Annotated in this window: 19 protein-coding genes; 2 read left to right on the top strand and 17 right to left on the bottom strand. The window is 36.7% G+C overall.

Going from position 1 to position 18,246, the window contains the following annotated elements; all coding sequences use genetic code 11:
• Window positions 1–10 precede the first annotated feature (10 nt).
• The gene (gene recO, locus QWY87_RS01725; protein WP_290287639.1) at window positions 11–736 is read left to right on the top strand and encodes a DNA repair protein RecO; all 726 of its coding nucleotides are present in this window, start codon (window positions 11–13) and stop codon (window positions 734–736) included.
• Window positions 723–3,176 (top strand): TonB-dependent receptor plug domain-containing protein, encoded by a 2,454-nt coding sequence (locus QWY87_RS01720; protein WP_290287638.1) that lies wholly within the window; start codon window positions 723–725, stop codon window positions 3,174–3,176. The genes recO and QWY87_RS01720 overlap by 14 nt, the downstream gene beginning before the upstream one ends.
• On the opposite strand, the gene QWY87_RS01715 is transcribed toward QWY87_RS01720, so the two are convergent.
• The 17 genes from QWY87_RS01715 to QWY87_RS01635 all read right to left on the bottom strand — a co-directional run bounded on the left by QWY87_RS01715 (window position 3,173) and on the right by QWY87_RS01635 (window position 18,211).
• Window positions 3,173–4,054, bottom strand: coding sequence for a polysaccharide deacetylase family protein (locus QWY87_RS01715; RefSeq protein ID WP_290287637.1), 882 nt, complete (start codon window positions 4,052–4,054; stop codon window positions 3,173–3,175). The two genes, QWY87_RS01720 and QWY87_RS01715, sit on opposite strands and share 4 nt — an antisense overlap.
• Complete coding sequence (locus tag QWY87_RS01710; protein WP_290287636.1) at window positions 4,047–4,649, bottom strand: short chain dehydrogenase; 603 nt, start codon at window positions 4,647–4,649, stop codon at window positions 4,047–4,049. The genes QWY87_RS01715 and QWY87_RS01710 overlap by 8 nt, the downstream gene beginning before the upstream one ends.
• 124 nt (window positions 4,650–4,773) lie before the next feature.
• Entirely contained in the window at window positions 4,774–5,352 is a 579-nt protein-coding gene (locus QWY87_RS01705; RefSeq protein WP_290287635.1) for an O-methyltransferase, read from the bottom strand.
• Between the two features lie 32 nt (window positions 5,353–5,384).
• On the bottom strand, window positions 5,385–6,773 hold the full coding sequence (locus QWY87_RS01700) for an ADP-ribosylglycohydrolase family protein (protein WP_290287634.1): 1,389 nt from the start codon (window positions 6,771–6,773) through the stop codon (window positions 5,385–5,387).
• 68 nt (window positions 6,774–6,841) lie between these two features.
• Window positions 6,842–9,043, bottom strand: coding sequence for a glycoside hydrolase family 3 C-terminal domain-containing protein (locus tag QWY87_RS01695; protein ID WP_290287633.1), 2,202 nt, complete (start codon window positions 9,041–9,043; stop codon window positions 6,842–6,844).
• 172 nt (window positions 9,044–9,215) lie between these two features.
• On the bottom strand, window positions 9,216–10,583 hold the full coding sequence (locus QWY87_RS01690) for an FAD-binding oxidoreductase (protein ID WP_290287632.1): 1,368 nt from the start codon (window positions 10,581–10,583) through the stop codon (window positions 9,216–9,218).
• Window positions 10,584–10,755: 172 nt separating this feature from the next.
• The gene (locus tag QWY87_RS01685) at window positions 10,756–11,187 is read right to left on the bottom strand and encodes a DUF4174 domain-containing protein (protein ID WP_290287631.1); all 432 of its coding nucleotides are present in this window, start codon (window positions 11,185–11,187) and stop codon (window positions 10,756–10,758) included.
• 23 nt (window positions 11,188–11,210) lie between these two features.
• Complete coding sequence (locus QWY87_RS01680) at window positions 11,211–11,960, bottom strand: DUF1295 domain-containing protein (protein WP_290287630.1); 750 nt, start codon at window positions 11,958–11,960, stop codon at window positions 11,211–11,213.
• Window positions 11,957–12,934, bottom strand: coding sequence for an NAD-dependent epimerase/dehydratase family protein (locus QWY87_RS01675; RefSeq protein ID WP_290287629.1), 978 nt, complete (start codon window positions 12,932–12,934; stop codon window positions 11,957–11,959). The genes QWY87_RS01680 and QWY87_RS01675 overlap by 4 nt, the downstream gene beginning before the upstream one ends.
• A gap of 122 nt (window positions 12,935–13,056) precedes the next feature.
• Window positions 13,057–13,602: a DinB family protein gene (locus tag QWY87_RS01670; protein ID WP_290287628.1), complete on the bottom strand. Its 546-nt coding sequence runs from the start codon at window positions 13,600–13,602 to the stop codon at window positions 13,057–13,059.
• 54 nt (window positions 13,603–13,656) lie between these two features.
• Window positions 13,657–14,193, bottom strand: a complete 537-nt coding sequence (locus QWY87_RS01665; protein ID WP_290287627.1) for a Crp/Fnr family transcriptional regulator — start codon at window positions 14,191–14,193, stop codon at window positions 13,657–13,659.
• 15 nt (window positions 14,194–14,208) lie between these two features.
• Window positions 14,209–14,694: a GyrI-like domain-containing protein gene (locus QWY87_RS01660; RefSeq protein ID WP_290287626.1), complete on the bottom strand. Its 486-nt coding sequence runs from the start codon at window positions 14,692–14,694 to the stop codon at window positions 14,209–14,211.
• A 16-nt stretch (window positions 14,695–14,710) separates the two neighbouring features.
• Window positions 14,711–15,325, bottom strand: a complete 615-nt coding sequence (locus QWY87_RS01655) for a COG3650 family protein (RefSeq protein WP_290287625.1) — start codon at window positions 15,323–15,325, stop codon at window positions 14,711–14,713.
• An 80-nt stretch (window positions 15,326–15,405) separates the two neighbouring features.
• Window positions 15,406–16,056 carry an HAD family hydrolase gene (locus QWY87_RS01650; RefSeq protein ID WP_290287623.1) on the bottom strand — a complete coding sequence of 217 codons (651 nt, stop codon included), beginning with the start codon at window positions 16,054–16,056 and terminating at the stop codon, window positions 15,406–15,408.
• Entirely contained in the window at window positions 16,053–16,574 is a 522-nt protein-coding gene (locus QWY87_RS01645; protein ID WP_290287622.1) for a GNAT family N-acetyltransferase, read from the bottom strand. Before QWY87_RS01645 ends, QWY87_RS01650 begins: the two co-directional genes overlap by 4 nt.
• A gap of 12 nt (window positions 16,575–16,586) precedes the next feature.
• Entirely contained in the window at window positions 16,587–16,934 is a 348-nt protein-coding gene (locus QWY87_RS01640) for a TfoX/Sxy family protein (protein WP_290287621.1), read from the bottom strand.
• 62 nt (window positions 16,935–16,996) lie between these two features.
• Window positions 16,997–18,211, bottom strand: a complete 1,215-nt coding sequence (locus QWY87_RS01635; protein WP_290287619.1) for an NADH:flavin oxidoreductase — start codon at window positions 18,209–18,211, stop codon at window positions 16,997–16,999.
• Window positions 18,212–18,246: the final 35 nt, after the last annotated feature.

Here is an 18,246-nt window from a genome sequence, read left to right as displayed (position 1 = left end):
TCCCAAGTAAATGTTGATAAAGACAAAGGCGATTGTATTGACCTCAATAAAATATGGGGAGGCCGATCTTATCGTGAAATGTCTGACTGAACAGGGGGTGAAGTCATATTTGCTGAGAAGTATTTATAGATCAAAAAGCAAAAAACTTAAAATAGGTTATTTTCAAGCGTTAAGTCAGTTGGAAATAACAGCTTATCATAACAAACAGGGAAACCTGAATAAAATGTCTGAGGCCAGTGTATATTACTTGTATCAGACCCTTGCCACAGACATATACAAACAGTCAATAGCTTTGTTTTTAGCAGAGGTTTTGGCTTATGCCTTGAAAGAAGAGGAAGAAAATCAATTGCAGTTTCAGTATATAGAGGCTTCTTTGAAATGGCTTGATCTTCACGATTCGTTTGCCAACTTTCATTTGATCTTTCTCCTTGAGTTAACCAAATATTTAGGTTTTTATCCTGACACAAGTTCGATGTCAGCAAATTTCTTTGATCTTGAAGAAGGGAACTTTACAATTTCGCAACCTTTTAGGAGTTTTCTTAGCGGTAAAAAATTAATTCTTTTCAAATCGTTAATCGGCATAAAATTTGATGATATGGTAGAATTGAAATGGAATTCAGAAAGCCGACAGAGTGTGCTGGATATTCTTTTGGAATATTACGAACTTCATTTACCCGGATTTAAAAAACCACGATCACTAAAAGTACTAAAAGAGGTCTTTAATGAAATTTCTTAATGTAGTCTTAATTGTCCTTATTGGGCATTTTTCATATGCGCAAAAATGTGTCATAGTTGATAAAGATTCAGAATTTCCTATTTCTAATGTGCAGGTGACTAATGAAGACCAATCAAAGTCAGTAATTTCTGACAGAAATGGGATACTAGATTTAAGCGAATTTGAAGAGATGGAATTGTTAACCATCCACCACGTGAGTTATGTGGAATTGGAGCTCATTAAGAAACAAATCAAACGGGATTTTACGACCATCTTTTTACAGTTTAAATCTGAACGCCTAAAAGAAGTATTTCTGTCTGCTGCTATGGAGGATGTTGAACGGAGCAGAATAGCCGAAGAAATAGCGGTATTTTCAAATAAAGATATCCAAAATTCAGTTCCTCAAACCACTGCAGACATGTTGGCTAAAATTCCAGGTGTAAAGGTTCAAAAAACTCAATTTGGAGGAGGTAGCCCTGTACTTAGGGGTATGGAGGCGAATAGAATTCTACTTGTAGTGGATGGGGTAAGAATGAATAATGCTATTTATAGAAAAGGGCATTTACAAAACTCTATCACAGTTTCTCCAAGCATGTTAGACAAAACAGAAGTTCTTTTTGGGCCGTCTTCAGTTATTTATGGCTCTGATGCCCTTGGAGGGGTAATTCATTATTATACCAGGAAGCCGCAAACTTCAGAGCGACCTAATGTGAACCTTGAGGTTTTAGGCCGTTATAGCACCGTGAATAATGAAAATACGCTCAGCGCGGCGGTAGAATTGCAATTTGAGAAAATTGCCTCTTTTACCAGCGTATCGCACAGTAAGTTTGGAGATCTCCGGATGGGTAACTTAAGACCTCATGGATTTGACAATTGGGGGCTTCAGTACGAATATTCAGATAATACAGATACTTATTATAATCCTGAACCAGTTTTAAATTCAGATCCAACCGTGCAAAGGAATGTGGGATATCAACAAACCGATTTCCTGCAAAAGCTTTTTATTCCGCTTGACAAGGGTAATGATTTAATGTTCAATTTACAGTATAGTAGTTCTTCAAAAATTAATAGGTTTGATAAATTAACAGAGCGAAGAGATGGTATGCTCCGTTTTGCCGAATGGTACTATGGCCCTCAGGACAGGTTCTTGTTTTCAACTCAATTCAATGTAGTCTCCAATAAAAAATGGCTTGATAAAGGGAGTTTTACGGCCGCCTATCAGAATATTAAAGAATCAAGAATTGATCGGAAATTCGATAGTTTTGACAGGTCTTCTAAATTTGAAAAAGTTCAGGTCTATAGTCTTAATGGAGATTTCACCAAAAACCTTGATCCAAATGTCAGAAGAAATTTTGGCTATGGTTTTGAGGTTGCCTATAATGATGTCAATTCTACCTCCAAAGGAGAAGTACTGGATGTTGTAGGTGATGAAATAATTGGGGTGAAAGACAATTACGTGGTTCAAACAAGATATCCTGATGGTGGAAGCAGTTATTTGAGCTCTGCAGTTTATGCGAGTTATAGACAGGATATAGGTAAAAAATCAACTTTGAATACAGGCTTAAGACTCACCAATACCGTATTAACGGCCAAATGGATAGATACCACTTATATTTCCTTACCTGATAGTGATATCAGAACGATGAACACTTCGGTTACTGTTACGGCAGGATACGCATACAGACCAACTGACGATTGGCAGGTAAATGGCGTCTTATCTTCAGGTTTTAGATCACCAAATATTGACGATATTGGAAAGGTAAGAGAAAAGAATGGAGATGTCACGGTCCCAAACGTTGATCTAGAGCCCGAATTTGCGTATAATTTTGAAGCAGGTTTAATAAAATACTTTGATGATAAGAAATCCTATTTTGGCTTAACTACCTACTACACTTTATTAAATAATTATATAGTCAGGGCCCCTTTTGAAATTAATGGCGAATCCGAAATAATTTATGATGGTGAATTAGCTAATGTCGTGGCCAATATAAATATGGGTAACGCATATCTGGCGGGTGCAACAATGACTTTTAAAGGAAATCTGACCAATACCTGGAACACCAGAGCATCTTTGACATATACGAAAGGGACAGCTTATGATACGAATGAGCCATTGTCTTCTATTCCTCCACTTTTTGGAAACATAGAGCTAGGTTATGCCCGAAATAGAATTGAAACGGGTATCAACATGGTTTTTAATACCCGAAAAAGAGCTGAAGATTATAATATTTCTGAAGGAATCGATAATATAGAACAAACACCATATGTGCTTCCAGAAGGAGAGTATTATGGAACACCGGCTTGGTATACATTGAATTATTATATGAGATTCAAGACTTCAAAATATGTTGATCTGCTGATCAATGTAGATAATATTTTAGATGTTCATTATAAAGAGTTTGCCTCTGCAATAAGCGCTCCTGGCCGAAACTTTTCATTTACTGTAATCGGAACTTTTTAAGAATAATAAAGACTTTTAATATCACTCCAGGTAATCATTTGAATTTGGTTTTCTATCAAAATGTCTTTACATCTTTTACTTGTAAAAAAATCCAGATCAATTTGCCTCCATGCTGCTCCAAAATTTGGATGATTCTCAGTAATGCTTCTCATTTCACTTGAATTATAGGCTGTGTGAATCAGCATAATATTAAACCCTGGCTGAAGATTTTTTAGGGAATTTTCATAAAAATTTGATAGCCTGTCATTTTTAAAAGCTTCGTAGTTTCCAAGGAGAACATGATCAACAATCGCATTGTGTAAAGAATTCATATAGAGGTCTTTTAAGCCAGACATTTCTTCAGTCAATTGCTTATTCAGCATTATTGGCAGATTGTATCGTTCTCCAAGTTCATGATATACTTTAAAGAGCGCTTCGGAGGCTCCAAGACTGTACATATGTGAGTCTAAATGCGAAGGCGTGAGGCCTAAATGTATTGCCCTGTCTATTTGTGCACAAAGTTCTATTTTAACTTCCTCCGGATCAGCTTGATCGACGAGTTCTTTCCTGCTTTTATAGAAAAATCCGTTTTTATCTACCAGGCTTGGAACTTCTTTGCTAGATAGAACAGGCCCAAATTTATAGGATTGCCATTCACAAGTAAGTGCTAAGTGAATCCCATAATCATAAGAGGGATTTTCTTTGGCAAAAACTGCAATTTGATAGAACCAAGGACAAGGAACCATGATACTGTAAGAATTGACTGAACCCTTTTCAAGTCCTTTGATAGTGGCCTTATTTTCTGCATGTGACAAGCCTGCATCATCTGCATGAATCATTAATAACTTGGTATCTTTTGGATAGCCTAAATTTTGAGAGAGATTTTGTTGCTCATTCATAAACTCTTATTATTTCGCCATTGCCCCTGCCTTCAACACTCCTTACATAGGCATTGACAACCTTATTCATAGGAACAGGATTATGTCCTGGAAAAAAACCTTTATATTTTTCATAAGCATCTTCCACAACACCTAAGGAGACAACGTTAACTCTGAGTTCATTTTCTATTTCAAGAGCAATAGCCATAACAAAACTGTGTAAACCTCCGTTAACCATAGCCGCACTAGTCGTTTTAATAACCGGATCATCTGCAAGAATACCTGTCGATAGCGTTATGGAACCTTTGGATTTTAAATAGTCCTGGCCAACACGGACAAGGTTTACCTGTCCCATTAGCTTACTTCTGATCCCTATATAGAAATCCTCTTCACTCAAGTCTTTAAAGTCATCCCATTTGGCCTCACCAGCAATGCAAATAATAGAGTCTAACGAGGGGATTGAAGCGAGTGTACTCCGTATTGAGTTTATATCTGTAAGATCTACTAAATAGTCTCCACTTGTTCTTCCTGCAATGAGAACTTCATGTTTCTCGTTTAAATGTGATGATACTTTTCGGCCTATTGTTCCGTTGCCACCAATGATTAATATTTTCATAAATGATTAATATTTTATGAGATCTAAGAATTTTTGAGACTTTATAATCTTATATTTTGTTAGACTTGCTTAAAGATAATCAAAAGTTGAATTTATGGCATGTGATATTTCAAGAGTCAATCGATTATTTTTTAACCACTATAATAATCCCTGTAGACCAATTCATTTTGGTAAGCTGAAGGTCCTTTCTGTTTTCGAGTACGCCTATTAATTCATAAACGAGTTCCTGATGTCCTTCCGGCCAATTAGGCTGGCTGAGCATGTCGTCAATGATATAAAAGCCACCAGGTTTTAACAATTCCAAAGTCAAGTCTAAATCGCTGTATTTTCCGGGCCAGGCATCCGCAAAGATCAAATCAAATAAGTCTCCCGAATAATTTTTTATCCATGCTGACCCATCTTCACAAATCAAATTAACTCTTTTATCTTCACCAAAGAAATCTGTCGCTATTCTGATGAGCTGAGGGTCATTATCCACCGAATAAATCGTTGAATCCAAATCCATTCCGTCTATCATCCAAGATAAGGTTAAGCCTATACCTGTGCCTAATTCAAGAATGTTGGCCTTGGGTTTTGAACAAATTAATGTTTTTAATAAGGAACCAATATAAAGATCGGAGGGCATGGTAAAACCAATTTCTTTACATTTTGCTAATAAATCTTCATAGGCCAATGGCAGGCCTGCAGAAATTATGTCGTTCATAGTTGTTTTAATAAAATATATAGTTTAAAAGCTTATTTGGCCAAAGGAATAAGCCATTGGTCATTTTCAAGATCAACTCCGCCTTTCATACGTTCTTGAACAACGCGGTCAATTATGAATATTCCTTTTTTAGCCATGTCATCGAAATTATCAATGCCATTGTTTGGAAAGTTTTGTCTTGTTCTGTGGATATTGAAACGATTCGAAAATTTTTGGTCAAAAGCTTTTTCTACCCCTTCTTTACCTATCATGAAACCGATTAAGCCACCCCAAGTTGCTGTTGGGTTATCAGAATCCCATCCAGCCAATACACCGATTTTTATCGTTTCTTTGAAATCGCCTTCTCCATATAGCAGACTTACGATGCTTGCGGCAAAATTAATCCCAGAAGCAAAGCATCCATTGCAATATAAATTCTTTGAGCTAATGTCATACCCGTCTTGTTGTTCAACCTGATAGCGCTGATAAACTTGATCCCTAGCCGATTCCCATGGTACTCCGTTCTCATATTGCAGTTTTACAAAATCGAACATTTTGGCAGCATAGGAAGATTCTGGAATGCCCCTTCTTGCTTCTTCAGCCATCCAATGGATTTTTTGCTTCATGGTTTTTTCTTTTTCTACAGAAGAAGATAAGGCGTACATTCTCACGTAAAACTCTGAGATCCATGCGGCATCCAGATACGCCGTGGTTCTAATGGGTAAAGTAGCCATTTCTATAGCAATATCAGGCCTTGCCGGAGCAAATAACCCAAATATTTCTGTGGTGAGTTGCGCATCGATCATCATGTAATTTTCATTGTGCTCAGGTAAACTCGTTTCAGGAGGAAGCATTCCTTTTACCATAAGATCGAAGGCTGTTTGGTTTGATACCCACAAATAGTTTTCTTCTTCTGAGCGAATATGTTCTAACCACCCCTCACTAATTTGTTCAGGGCTTAGCAGACTTGTTTTGTTCTTATAAAGAAGGTGTTGATACATATATTCAATATCTGTATCATCATCAGCTCCCCAAATACTGTCAGGGCCCCTAAGGACAAAGTCTATATTTTCAGATAAGTCACTGGGAACTCCTTCAGCCCAAATACTGGGTTGGTCTTTTTTCCCCCAATCATCTCTTGTATAGAATTTGCCGGTTTTAATTTCACCAACATTTCCTATTTTGTCCATTTCAGTTACCAAACCGGTCCAATTTGCTATGCATTGACCCAGCCAGAATCCGTAAAGTTGTTCTTTGTAAGCAGACCTAGATATTTTTAGATCAGATTCATTGCCTGTGTAAGCTCCATAAATTAGGCTGGAATCTTTTAGAATTTTATTGTTTTTAGCTTCCACCTCATGCTTCTTACCTGAATGACAAGACGAGTTTAGAAATAGACCTAGAAGGAATAAACCGGTAATGAAGTATTTTATTTTAGACATAGTATGTTGCTAAAGAATAAGCTTGTTGAGTTAAAAAAAGACAATTATTTTAAATATGAGTCGATGGATTATTTGATTTGTACCATAGTTCTTAAGCCACTAACTGCGCCAAGATCTTGACTTCTTTGGGTGGGCAGGCTGCCACTAATAAAGAAATGAAAATCTCCTTTTGGATTTATTTTCTTGCCATCCTGGTCAAAAACCTCAAGCATTTCATCTGTGACCTCAAAAACAAGCTCCCTACTCTCTTGTGCTTTTAAGTGGATCCGTTTCACTGCTTTTAAAGCGAATTTTGGGCTATCTATACCTTTGATTTTAGCTGAAGCATATAATTGAACGATTTCATCCCCTTCAACTTCTGAATTATTCGTTACGGTACAAGAAATTTTTGGATGATCACTTTTTTTAATTTTTTTGGAAAGATTGAGGTTAGAATAATTGAAGTTTGCATAACTAAGACCAAAGCCGAATGGGTACATCGGTTCTTCAGTCATGTAGCGATATGTTCTTCCTTTCATATTGTAATCTTCGTATGCAGGGATTTGATCCAGGCTCTTTGGGAAAGTGATTGGGAGTCTTCCGGAGGGTGAAACATTACCAAACAAGATATCAGCTGCGGCAGATCCTCCTTCTTCTCCCGGATACCAAGCAAACAAAACAGCATCTGCCATCTCATGTACTTCAGCAAGATTCATAGGACATCCTCCTGTTATAACTACGATAACTGGTTTCCCGTGATTACCTTTAATTTTTTTCAAGTAATCTATTTGATTCTTTGGAATGTCATAGTCTAACCTGTCTCCAGAATATGGAGAAGAAATAGACTCCCCTTCTTCGCCTTCAATATGTCTTGTCAATCCCATTACTACAATAGTGGCATCTGCATCTGCTGCGCCTCCTGAGCTCCAATCTATAGGGTTAATGTTTGGCTGATCAAGCGTTGTACCAGGACTGTATTGTACTTGGCTTCCAAGAGCCACCCTTGAGCTAATTCCTTCGAGAAAAGTGACCAATTGCGGATTCACACCAAAATAATTACCAAGCAAAGCATCAATGGAGGCAGCATTAGGTCCAACAACATAGTATCGTTTCAAATTATTTTTCAAGGGTAATACCCCATTATTTTTTAAAAGGACCATTGATTTAACAGCTGTTTCATAAGCGAGATCTCTGTGAATTTTACTGTCAATTACATCTGAGGATATATCGTTATAGGGATTCATTTCAGCAGGATCAAACATGCCTAGTTTAAAACGTGTTTTAAGTAATTTGAACAATTGTTCATCAATGTCAGACTCTTTCACTAGGCCTAAGTTAACAGCTTCGGTGAGGGCAGAAAATGTGTCTCCACAGTTTAAGCTCACGCCAGCTTTTAGGGCCAATGCAGCAGCTTCTGCTTTTGTAGATACGGTTCCGTGCCCGATGTCAGAATAGAAATCTGTTAAAGCACCACAATCCGTTAAGACATGCCCTTTGAAGTTCCAATCTTCTATCAAAATGTCATTCAAAAGTGTATTGCTACTGCAGCAGGGTTCACCATTTGTTCTGTTATAAGCACACATGATTGACTCAACATTAGCCTGCACTAACTGTTCAAATGCAGGTAGATAAGTTTCATAAAGATCTTTTTGACTGACCTTCGCATTAAATTCATGTCTGAGTTTTTCAGGGCCACTATGCACGGCATAATGTTTGGCGCAGGCCGCCGTTTTAAGATAGGTTGGATGATCTCCTTGCAAGCCTCTGACAAAAGAAGTGCCGAGCAATCCAGTTAAGAAAGGGTCTTCTCCATAGGTTTCCTGTCCTCTTCCCCAACGAGGATCTCTGAATATATTTACATTAGGCGTCCAAAAGCTAAGGCCGGTATATCGATTGTAATTGCCAACTTCTTGCGCAGCATTGAACATAGCTCTTGCCTCGTCTGAAATGGCTTTAGATACCTGATAAATGAGGTCTGGATCAAAAGTGGCTGCCATTCCAATTGCTTGTGGAAAAATAGTTGCTTTACCAGATCTTCCAACTCCGTGAAGCGCTTCATTCCACCAATCATAAGGAAGTATTCCCAATCGATCTACTCCTTCTGAACTATTGACCATTTGCGAAACTTTTTCTTCAAGGGTTAATTCATCTAAGAGTAGGCTGACTCGCTTATCTATGGGTAATTTGGTGTCTTTAAAAGTACTTTCTTGTCCAAACGAGGTTAGAATTCCAGCGAAAAAAAATAAACACAGCAATAAGCCAAAGCGGTCTTTAATATTAAGAGAAATCATATGTTTTTAATTGAAAAAATAAAGATAAGAATTGTCTCTCTTAAAAAGCAAATAACAAAATGAACTTTATACGATGTTCATGAAAAATTTAGATTAAAAAAGGGAACCAAGGCAGTATACCTTAATTCCCTTTTCCGCCAAAAATAAAAATTTCAATAGGCAGGGGAAAAGCCTAAGATTTGGGCTTGATATTTTGATTCACTCTGAATAAATTACCCGGATCGTATTCGGTTTTTATGTTGACCAAACGATCATAGTTTTGTCTGTAACTATCACGAACTCTTTCTTGACCTTCATCCATCATAAAGTTAGTATAGGCACCACCAGATGAATAAGGGTGCAGCGCTTCCTGGTAACTCTTAGCCCAGTCTGTTATTTTTTCTGCGTTAGCAGGATCAGCATCAACACCGACAAAAACGCCTGCATATTTAGCATCTCTATAAGCCCAGGGTGTATCTGTTAAACCTGGTCTACTTGCTGCCCCACTAATGGGATACAAATGCATTTGTGATAGCGGCGTAGGAATCATTGAACCATACTTTTTGTGTTCTGCTCTAGCCTCAGGACCTAAATCGGTAAAGAAATCAGCTCTCCAATACCATTGTAGTCCTTTAGGGAAAAGGCCATCAAATAAGGTTTGTACCGATGGGTAAGGCATTTCTCCTACGTGTTGAAATATGGGGTTTTTTTCAAGAACAGGCTTAAATAGTTCATTGAATTTTTCAGGATCACCAGTATAGCACCATACAATACCACAGAATTTCTTAAGATGAAGTTCATCTGGAAATGGAGGTCCGGGAATGATCATTGTCGCTACAAATCCGTTAAGGTCTTCTTCGGCATTATGTATAAAACCATGATACCATTCCATGATCTCTTCTGTTCGTTCTATTGGCCATAAGGTTGGTCCGCCGATCACTGTTTTGACAGGATGGGCTTGAAATTTGAATGAAGTCACGATTCCAAAATTACCACCACCACCACGAATGGCCCAAAAAAGATCCTCATTTTGATCGGCACTTACTGTTACAACAGATCCATCGGCCAATACCATATCAGCTTCAAGTAAATTGTCAATAGTGAGTCCGTATTTTCGAGATAAATGCCCAACGCCACCACCTAGCGTAAGACCGCCAACTCCAGTAGTAGAAATGATGCCTGCCGGTACGGCAAGCCCGAATGGATGCGTAGCATGATCTACTTCGCCCCAGATGTTGCCACCTCCGACTCTCACTGTATTATCAGCTGTATTGACCCGTACAAATTTAAGACCTGAAAGGTCAATTACCATACCATCGTCACAAATGCCGAGACCTCCACCATTATGGCCTCCACCTCTAACGGCAACTAATATATTGTTGTCTCGACCATAGTTTACCGATGCAATGACGTCGGCAACATCTACACACATTATAATCATGCCAGGATGCTTGTTGATCATCCCGTTGTATACTTTTCTTGATTCATCGTAATTTTCGTTATCCGGAAGAATTACTTCTCCACGAATTTGAGCTTTAAACTCTTCAAATTTGGCTTCCATAAGTTTGATTTTTAGATTAGGTTAAAAGGGTGAACTAAAGTTACAGTCTTATTTACTTGAATAATTCAAAATTTGAATCATTTAATACCACAAATGATTCGTTTGCAACATGCTAACATAAAAAAACAAGTAAACTTTTGAATTATCACCTTAAAGATGATCGCTCTTAAGACTAATTTTTATCGTCTATTTCAAGGCGTCTCATTGGCATAACATCAATTATTTGGAATAATTCCTTATTACTGATGATATCTGGGGAGCTGAGTTTCACGCCACCATCAAGACCCACTAAATAAAACATAAACGGGTCATTTTTTAAAAGAAACTTTTCATAACTAGAATCAATAGCTTGACGCGTATTGGTAGTCAGACCAAATGATTGATAGCCAGGAACGATTGTTATAATGAGTAATTTTCTTATGTCATGACCTTCAGGGTCAGATTTTAATGAATTTATCTGCGCCTTATAACTGTTGTTGTCGATTGAGTGCGTAGCAAGAATCACCAAGCGATTTTTCCACTGGAATTCGTTAATATCTTGTGCAAAGCTAGAACCCGAATACATAACAAATAATACTAGTAACTCGATGATAGCAGGTTTCATTTCTTAAAGTTCAATCCTATAAGTTACAAAATTCCTGGGAGCACTGCTTTTCTTTTTGCTGGATAATCACGAAATTGTTTCTTATACCACTCATGATGCCCTAATGCTCTGGGGATTAAGTTAGCAAAAGTCCAGACAAGAAAGGTGAGAGCGGGCAGGTTCCATGCCATTAAAGCAAAACCGGTCCATTGTATTAACTCCCCAAATAAGTTAGGACAGGAGAGGTAATTAAAAAGAAATCCTTGTGGAATTTTATAGCCTGTTTCTCCAGGTTTTCGCAAATGAATAAGAATATGGTCACTTTTTTGATTGATAATAAACCCTATTATAAATAGTAAAACACCTATTATAAAGTTTAGTTGATAAAATGATTCAGTACTGTAATTTTCAAAATTGGCCAGAAAATAACCATTGAGACCTGCATTGATACAATTAAAAAAAATAGCGGATCCAACAATAAGCAGGGGCATTTTTTTGCCTTTGGTCCTGATTCGAAAAGGATAAATAAAAGTTCTGTTGAAATAATGCAGAAGCCATATAAGGGATAACATACTTGCGAATAAGCTCTGGTCAGAACTCAAATAAAAATAAAGAATAATAAAAAATGAAGGCGCTTCCATAAATATCCAGCCCAGCTTGTTCGAAATTTGCGGCCCCCAGCCACTTTTTACATGTCTTCCGTATGGTGCCGTTACAAACTGTAATAAGACAAAAGAGCCAATTCCAATCGATGCCCAAATAACACAAATGATATTTAAAGTGGTTAAAGTCATGACCTGTTGTTTTTATGGAACCATGCTACAAGGTCATTTACACTCTCTTCAACTGGTCTGTTTTTATGACCGAGTTCTGTTTTAGCTTTTGAGCAATCCATTTTTTTTGGGGCATTTTTTAAGGTGCTTAAACTCTCCTTGCTAATAGGCCATTTTAAAGGAATGAATTTTTCATATACCCGAATTAAGGGTAGTATTTTGACTAAGAAATCGATTGACAATGCCCTGGGAACTTTGCTCTTATTCGCCATTTTAGCCAAGTTTTCAAGACTCACATATTCGCCTCCAACTAAATAGATACCACCTTTTTTGCCTCTTGAAATTGATGATATAATTGTTGTAGACAGGTCTCTTACATCGATCATATTGTAGCCTCCTTTCGTAATAAAAGGCAACTTCCCTAGATTCAAATCTTCTATGGTTCTTCCAAAAGGAGAAGGGCCATAATCTTCCGGGCCTATAATAGCGGTTGATCTGACAATGCAAGCATCTAAATTATGCTCTGTTTCATATTTCAGGACATCTTTTTCAGCCATCGCTTTTGTCCAGGCATAGTAAAAAGATTTATCAGTTTTATAAGAACGGTTTTCATTGAAGACTTCATCATTTATAGGATCTTCAACGACTGTTGAAGAGCTGATATATATGAACCTGATTGGTTTATGCAAACAAGTTGCCAAAAGGTTTCTTGTTCCTGTGACATTGACTTCATAGACCAGTTCTTGTTTTTTTTCACCCAATGAAATTGCACTGGCAGAATGGATAATGGCCTCGCATTTATCTATCAATTTTTCAAGAGAAGCCAAATTATTCAAGTCACCTTCAATCCAGGTCAAATTTTCATGAATCATAGGAAAGGATGAATGTCTAATCAAAGCTTTTACAATAAATCCCTTTCGCAAGAGCTCCTTGATGAGGTTTATTCCTAAATGTCCGGTTCCTCCAGTTACTGATATCGTTTTTTGCTTTACCAACTAATTCAATATGTATTTGCTTTTTAGGCTAAATGCTCATGGTTCGTTCAGACCAAGACCCCTTGCCTCATGGCAAGATAAAAAAACTGTTTTAATATCCTTCTTTATTGCTGGTATTAAACCTAATTAGTTGCGCGTAAGGCCTGTTCCATATGTCTTTGATTATGAAGAATTACAACCCTAAGGGTATCTCCGAGTTTTATTTTGATCCATGGGGCTATACTTATTCCGGTTTTTGTTTTGTTTAGATCAACTGAAGCTGCATTTTTAAGTATTTCCAACATGGCACTTTGTTGGTTATCGAATTTATGCAATGTTGATATGTCTAATGTACTTCCAAGTGGATTAGCAGAAGATAGTGTCTTCATCTTTTTCGATGCATCAAGCGGGCCAACCATTTTTACGAAATAATTACCGAGAATACCGCTTTTAAAAACTGGTGAAGGATTTAGCCTATTGGATTGTGCTATTTTTTTTGTTATTTCAGGAATATAGAAATCTCCATAAATATTCAAATGGGCTATGCATTCAAAGGCACTCCAAGCATCTGGATGGTCCCTTTTATTAAGATCATCTGTAGAGAAAGCCTCTAGATTTTTTAAGCCAGATTGAATTTTTAAAGTTCTTTCTGTCAAATCATTAATTAAATCTATAGTATTACATTTCATAATTTAAGTTTTGATAAAAATGCGCTAAAAGAGTCAGATTAAAATTGATTTGAATCAAGATTTTTTAAGTCTCGATAGCGTTTCCGGGCTCATTCTTAAATAAGAAGCAATGTATTTGTGTGGTATTTCCTGAAATACTTGAGGACTTCTTTTAAGAACCCTGTGATACCTTGCCTCCGGAGAAGAGGTCAGCAAATCGGTCTCCCTTTCCATTTGTTGAATTACAAAAGCCTCTAAAAGCTTTTTCCAAAGGTCTTTATTTCTGCTGTTTTTATTCATCAAGGCATTAAAATCAATTTTAGAAATTGACTTATACGAGGTTTTTTTTAGGGCTTGAATGTAGAACGATGTTTTTCCTCCTTTAACAAAAGAATCAAGAGCAGTAATAATAGAGTCTTTGTATCCAAATCGAATCGTATGTTCTTCATTTTCGTCTAGCATAAATATTCTTAGGCTTCCGCTATTAATAAAGTACAAGGCAGTTTCTATGTTTCCTTCCGATATTAAATATTCATTGCGTTCAAGGCACATGGGATCTCCCCACAATGAAGCTTCTGAAATAGTTGTTACGAGTTCTTTAATGATATCCATAAAATCTAAATACAATCATGTTTTTTCTAAAATTGGAATCCAAACCTCTTCTTTTGCATTCGGATCGTCAGGTTTGTAGGTTTCAGGAATTAACTCAAAATGCTCTCTGTAATCAACTTCGTACTTTGAATTTGGTATCCAATTTTCAAAAATATAAGCGAAAGTTTTAGGAAAATCCTGGGGAGTTCCTTTATGGATAAACACGGCATATAGGCCTTCGTTTAATTCATATGGGAATAACTCTTCAGGTATTTTTGAATGATCTTTAACTTCAACTGCTGCCCATTTCGTAAAGGTGCTCGTAGGGTTTAGCTTGTTGTAATCAAGAATTTCTCCATAGATCTGCATAGAATATAAATCAGTGGAAGCGGCATTTGTAACTTTCTTTCTCAATGGCATAAATGAACTCCATAACTCATAAGTTTTATTATCAGTAAAGGACATCTTTAAAGAAAGTCCGCAAAGTAATTTCTTTTCAAGTTTTTCTATTCTATCAAACATTAGTTAAGGTTAATTTTTAAAACTCAAACGTCTTAGATTCATAAAGCTCATCATGAAACATGACCTGAGCATGGCCACTAGGAGCATCATAAGGTGCCTTTGGTAAAACTGATGGGTTGGATGGGTATGAACCATCTTGAAATATTAGTTCTTTAAAAACTCCTGAATCCTTAACAAGTAATAAAGCCCAATCATTCACTTTTGAAGGTTCTACAAAAATGGGCGCTCTGGTTACTGAAAACCGGGTGATAATTTCGCTATATTGATCTAACAATAAAAAAGTACAGCCTCCTGACCCACAAAAATATGAGGTCATAAAACGAACAAATATTTCATCCTTTCCATCCGCATTAAGATCAATTTTATAAAATTGAAACTTTCTATCATTAGCTGTTAAAAGAGAAAGTTCTTCTTTCAAATAATCATTCACTAAAAAGTTTTTAATATTATCGGCAGTTTGCTGATCTGTAGATTGGGCAACAAAAGAAGGTTTTGCTGCTTCAACTGAAATGACTTCTGAAACCGAATCCAAGGCTTTTTTAACTTTAAATTCATCAGATTTTTGGAGCTCATTCTTGCATGATACCGAAAGACAGGCCAGGCTCAGCAAAAGCATATAAATATTTTTCATAGTTAGATATTTATGAATTTCTTTTTGATTTATTGGCGTTTTGAGCGGCAACAAACCCGTCAAAACATTGAAACCCGAATTTAGTGATTTAAGTAGTATAAGGCAAATGCTTCAAAGTCATCAAAGCTTTTTTCAAAGGTGTCGCAAGTACCAAATCCATAGGTCATGAAAACAAATGGAACTTCAGCTTTTTCACTTTGTATCATATCTCCTTGTGTATCGCCTATATATAGAGGCTTCTTCAAATTATAGTTAGTTACCAGGCTTGATATGTTTTCATGTTTGGGTTTATAATTTTGCCCATGAGAAAGAGAGCTTGTAATTAAATGCTCAATTTCGGCAAATTTCATAAAATGATGAATCGTGTCTTTTGGGCAATTACTTACGATAAACAGTTGGTACTTTTTATGCAGTAAAGGCAGGTACTTCTGAACGCCGGCATAAATATCACCACCAATTTCATCTATCAGATCATATTGCAACTGTATCACTGCTTTATAGCAGGATTTTCTATCTTCATGAGTGAAATCAGGAAGTACTATTTCAAGAAATTTTTCTTCTTCCAAACCCATCAAAGAATCTAAATCGGCCTTTGTCAGGAAAGTTGTAAGTCCATGTTTTTTAAAATATTCATTCCATGCCAGGGTATATGTTTCCACTGCATCCCAAAGGGTTCCATCCATATCGAATATTAAGGCATCCGGACCTGTATGTTCGTCTTTATAATTCAAAACCTATCATTATTTAGTGACATTTCATATAGGTTATTGATGGCATAAGGGGTCTCTTTTTCTCCGACTTTTTTAAAGCCATATGATTCATAATATTGACATAGTCTTGGGTTGGAGCCATCACAATCAAGTCGAAATTTTTTTACGCCTTCAGATTTCATGTTTTCAAGAAGCTTCAGCATAACCATCTTTCCGATTCCAAATCCAGAAAAGTCAGGCCGAACAACTAAAGAGTGGACATATTTAACATTATTTTCCAGCCCTTTTTCACCCCAATATAATGTGTCGTTTTGCAGTAATCTAAACATAGCTACCTTGATACCACTATCATTATAAACAAAAAAGAATTCACCTTTGTCGAATCCTTCTTTTACCCAGGTAATTTTTTCTTCAGGAGGGTCTGACCAGTAACTCCACTGACTCACTTTTTTTTCACCAAGCGATAGGCTAGCTAATTTAAACAACTCCAAGGCATGGTCTATTTCATCAATTAGAGCTTTTTTGAAGATGAGATTCATTTAGATACCGTCTTATTTTTTAATAATCAATTTATTGAATTCTAAGGCTTTTTGGACCCAAAAATCCAGGTCTTTCTCTTTGTCAAATCCTTCGGGGTCAATAAAAAGAAAGCCTCTCATTACAGAGCCTGTAAAGTCCATGGGACGGCTTCCATCTTTTTGTAATAAATCTTTATAAGGTAATTTCCCAACACGAACCATGAGCCTGTCATCTTGTGTTTTTTTATCAATATCAATACCAATACACATTTTATCATTGACCATAAAGATCAGACCTCCCATCATTTTCTTTTCTTCAACCTGTCCTTTGTTAAGGAGTCTTTGCCGCACTCTATCTGCTAAAAATTCACTAAAAGCCATTTTATAATTCTTTAATCGTAAAATTCCTACAAACTAAAATACGATTTAATCTTAGGAAATAGCTAACCTGCGGAGTCCAAAACACACTTAATTCCTTCTCTATCCATTTCAACAATACATTCATTACATCTGTTGCACAGGCTTTTTTCAATAAGTCCTTGATTGATTTTATTCAGAAATGCCGGGTCATGAATCAGAGGCCTTGCCAAGGCAATAAAATTAAACCCTGCTTCTAATATCTTTTCGATACCCTGTTTTGAATCAACTCCGCCAAGGTAGACCAGGTCTAGACCAACAGCTTGCCTCACTTTGATAGCCTGAGCTAAGAAAAAATTTGCTTTAAATGGGTATGCTTTAATGATTAAGGGCCCAAAGAGAGCCATTGTTAGTTTTTCAGCTATAGAGCTGGCATTTTTAATCATGCCTTTAAGCGGAACCTTTCCTCTCATCAGATAAAAAGGTGTTTTGCTTGTAAAACCTCCACTCAGAACTATAGCGGAACAACCAATTTTTTCAAGTTCTTTTGAAACATGAATGCAATCATTTAACGAGAATCCTTTTTTGAAACCGTCATGCAGGTTCAATTTTACCAATACCGGAAAATCTAAACCCACTGCCGATATAACTTTAGCAACCAGCCTTAAAGGAAATCGACTCCTGTTAATGACATTCCCGCCATAAACATCATCCCTTTTGTTTGTTAAGGGGCTTAAAAATTGACTCAATAAATACCCGTGACCCATATGTATTTCAACAGCGTCAAAACCTATCGATCTTAAATTTATGGCAGCCTTAACAAAGTCGTCGATAATATGTTCCATATCACTTTCAGTCATGGCTTGAGAATAGGCCAGACCTGATAAGGCTCCATAGGCATTAAATAATTTACTGGGAGCCAGAATTTTTGTTGCCTTTTTGTTTTTTGAAAAATAACCACAATGGGTTAGTTGGATTGAGACCTTGCTTCCTGCCTCATGCACTTTTTGAGCCAATACTTTTAAAGCTTTTAAGCTTTCGTCGTTCACATACATTTGGGTGTCGAAGGTTCTGGCATCGGCTGAGACGGCTCCATATGAAACAGTGGTCATACCCACACCACCTTTTGCTAAGGCAACATGATGATCAATAAGTTGCTGGTTTGGAATACCATCGCTGTACATTCCTTCAAATGTGGCTGACTTTATAAAAGAATTTTTGAGTCTAAGCCCTGATGATCCTATGTTTTTAGCAGAGAATGCATTCGTAATAGCTCCTTCCTTTATAGTTTTATTTTGCATTAGCTGGATAGTTCTCCTGCTAAATTAAGTTAAGC

Source organism: Lutimonas halocynthiae (assembly GCF_030409835.1).
In the GTDB taxonomy this organism is placed as follows: Bacteria; Bacteroidota; Bacteroidia; order Flavobacteriales; family Flavobacteriaceae; genus Lutimonas; species Lutimonas halocynthiae.
This window is presented reverse-complemented; position numbering and strand designations above follow the sequence as displayed.

Bases quoted from the DNA above. Each gene is read 5' to 3' on its own strand.
- QWY87_RS01655 (WP_290287625.1), bottom strand. From the start codon at position 15,325: ATGAAAAATATTTATATGCTTTTGCTGAGCCTGGCCTGTCTTTCGGTA.
- recO (WP_290287639.1), top strand. From the start codon at position 11: ATGTTGATAAAGACAAAGGCGATTGTATTGACCTCAATAAAATATGGG.
- QWY87_RS01680 (WP_290287630.1), bottom strand. From the start codon at position 11,960: ATGACTTTAACCACTTTAAATATCATTTGTGTTATTTGGGCATCGATT.
- QWY87_RS01635 (WP_290287619.1), bottom strand. From the start codon at position 18,211: ATGCAAAATAAAACTATAAAGGAAGGAGCTATTACGAATGCATTCTCT.
- QWY87_RS01660 (WP_290287626.1), bottom strand. From the start codon at position 14,694: ATGTTTGATAGAATAGAAAAACTTGAAAAGAAATTACTTTGCGGACTT.
- QWY87_RS01685 (WP_290287631.1), bottom strand. From the start codon at position 11,187: ATGAAACCTGCTATCATCGAGTTACTAGTATTATTTGTTATGTATTCG.
- QWY87_RS01695 (WP_290287633.1), bottom strand. From the start codon at position 9,043: ATGATTTCTCTTAATATTAAAGACCGCTTTGGCTTATTGCTGTGTTTA.
- QWY87_RS01700 (WP_290287634.1), bottom strand. From the start codon at position 6,773: ATGTCTAAAATAAAATACTTCATTACCGGTTTATTCCTTCTAGGTCTA.
- QWY87_RS01710 (WP_290287636.1), bottom strand. From the start codon at position 4,649: ATGAAAATATTAATCATTGGTGGCAACGGAACAATAGGCCGAAAAGTA.
- QWY87_RS01720 (WP_290287638.1), top strand. From the start codon at position 723: ATGAAATTTCTTAATGTAGTCTTAATTGTCCTTATTGGGCATTTTTCA.
- QWY87_RS01640 (WP_290287621.1), bottom strand. From the start codon at position 16,934: ATGGCTTTTAGTGAATTTTTAGCAGATAGAGTGCGGCAAAGACTCCTT.
- QWY87_RS01715 (WP_290287637.1), bottom strand. From the start codon at position 4,054: ATGAATGAGCAACAAAATCTCTCTCAAAATTTAGGCTATCCAAAAGAT.
- QWY87_RS01690 (WP_290287632.1), bottom strand. From the start codon at position 10,583: ATGGAAGCCAAATTTGAAGAGTTTAAAGCTCAAATTCGTGGAGAAGTA.
- QWY87_RS01670 (WP_290287628.1), bottom strand. From the start codon at position 13,602: ATGAAATGTAATACTATAGATTTAATTAATGATTTGACAGAAAGAACT.
- QWY87_RS01645 (WP_290287622.1), bottom strand. From the start codon at position 16,574: ATGAATCTCATCTTCAAAAAAGCTCTAATTGATGAAATAGACCATGCC.
- QWY87_RS01705 (WP_290287635.1), bottom strand. From the start codon at position 5,352: ATGAACGACATAATTTCTGCAGGCCTGCCATTGGCCTATGAAGATTTA.
- QWY87_RS01665 (WP_290287627.1), bottom strand. From the start codon at position 14,193: ATGGATATCATTAAAGAACTCGTAACAACTATTTCAGAAGCTTCATTG.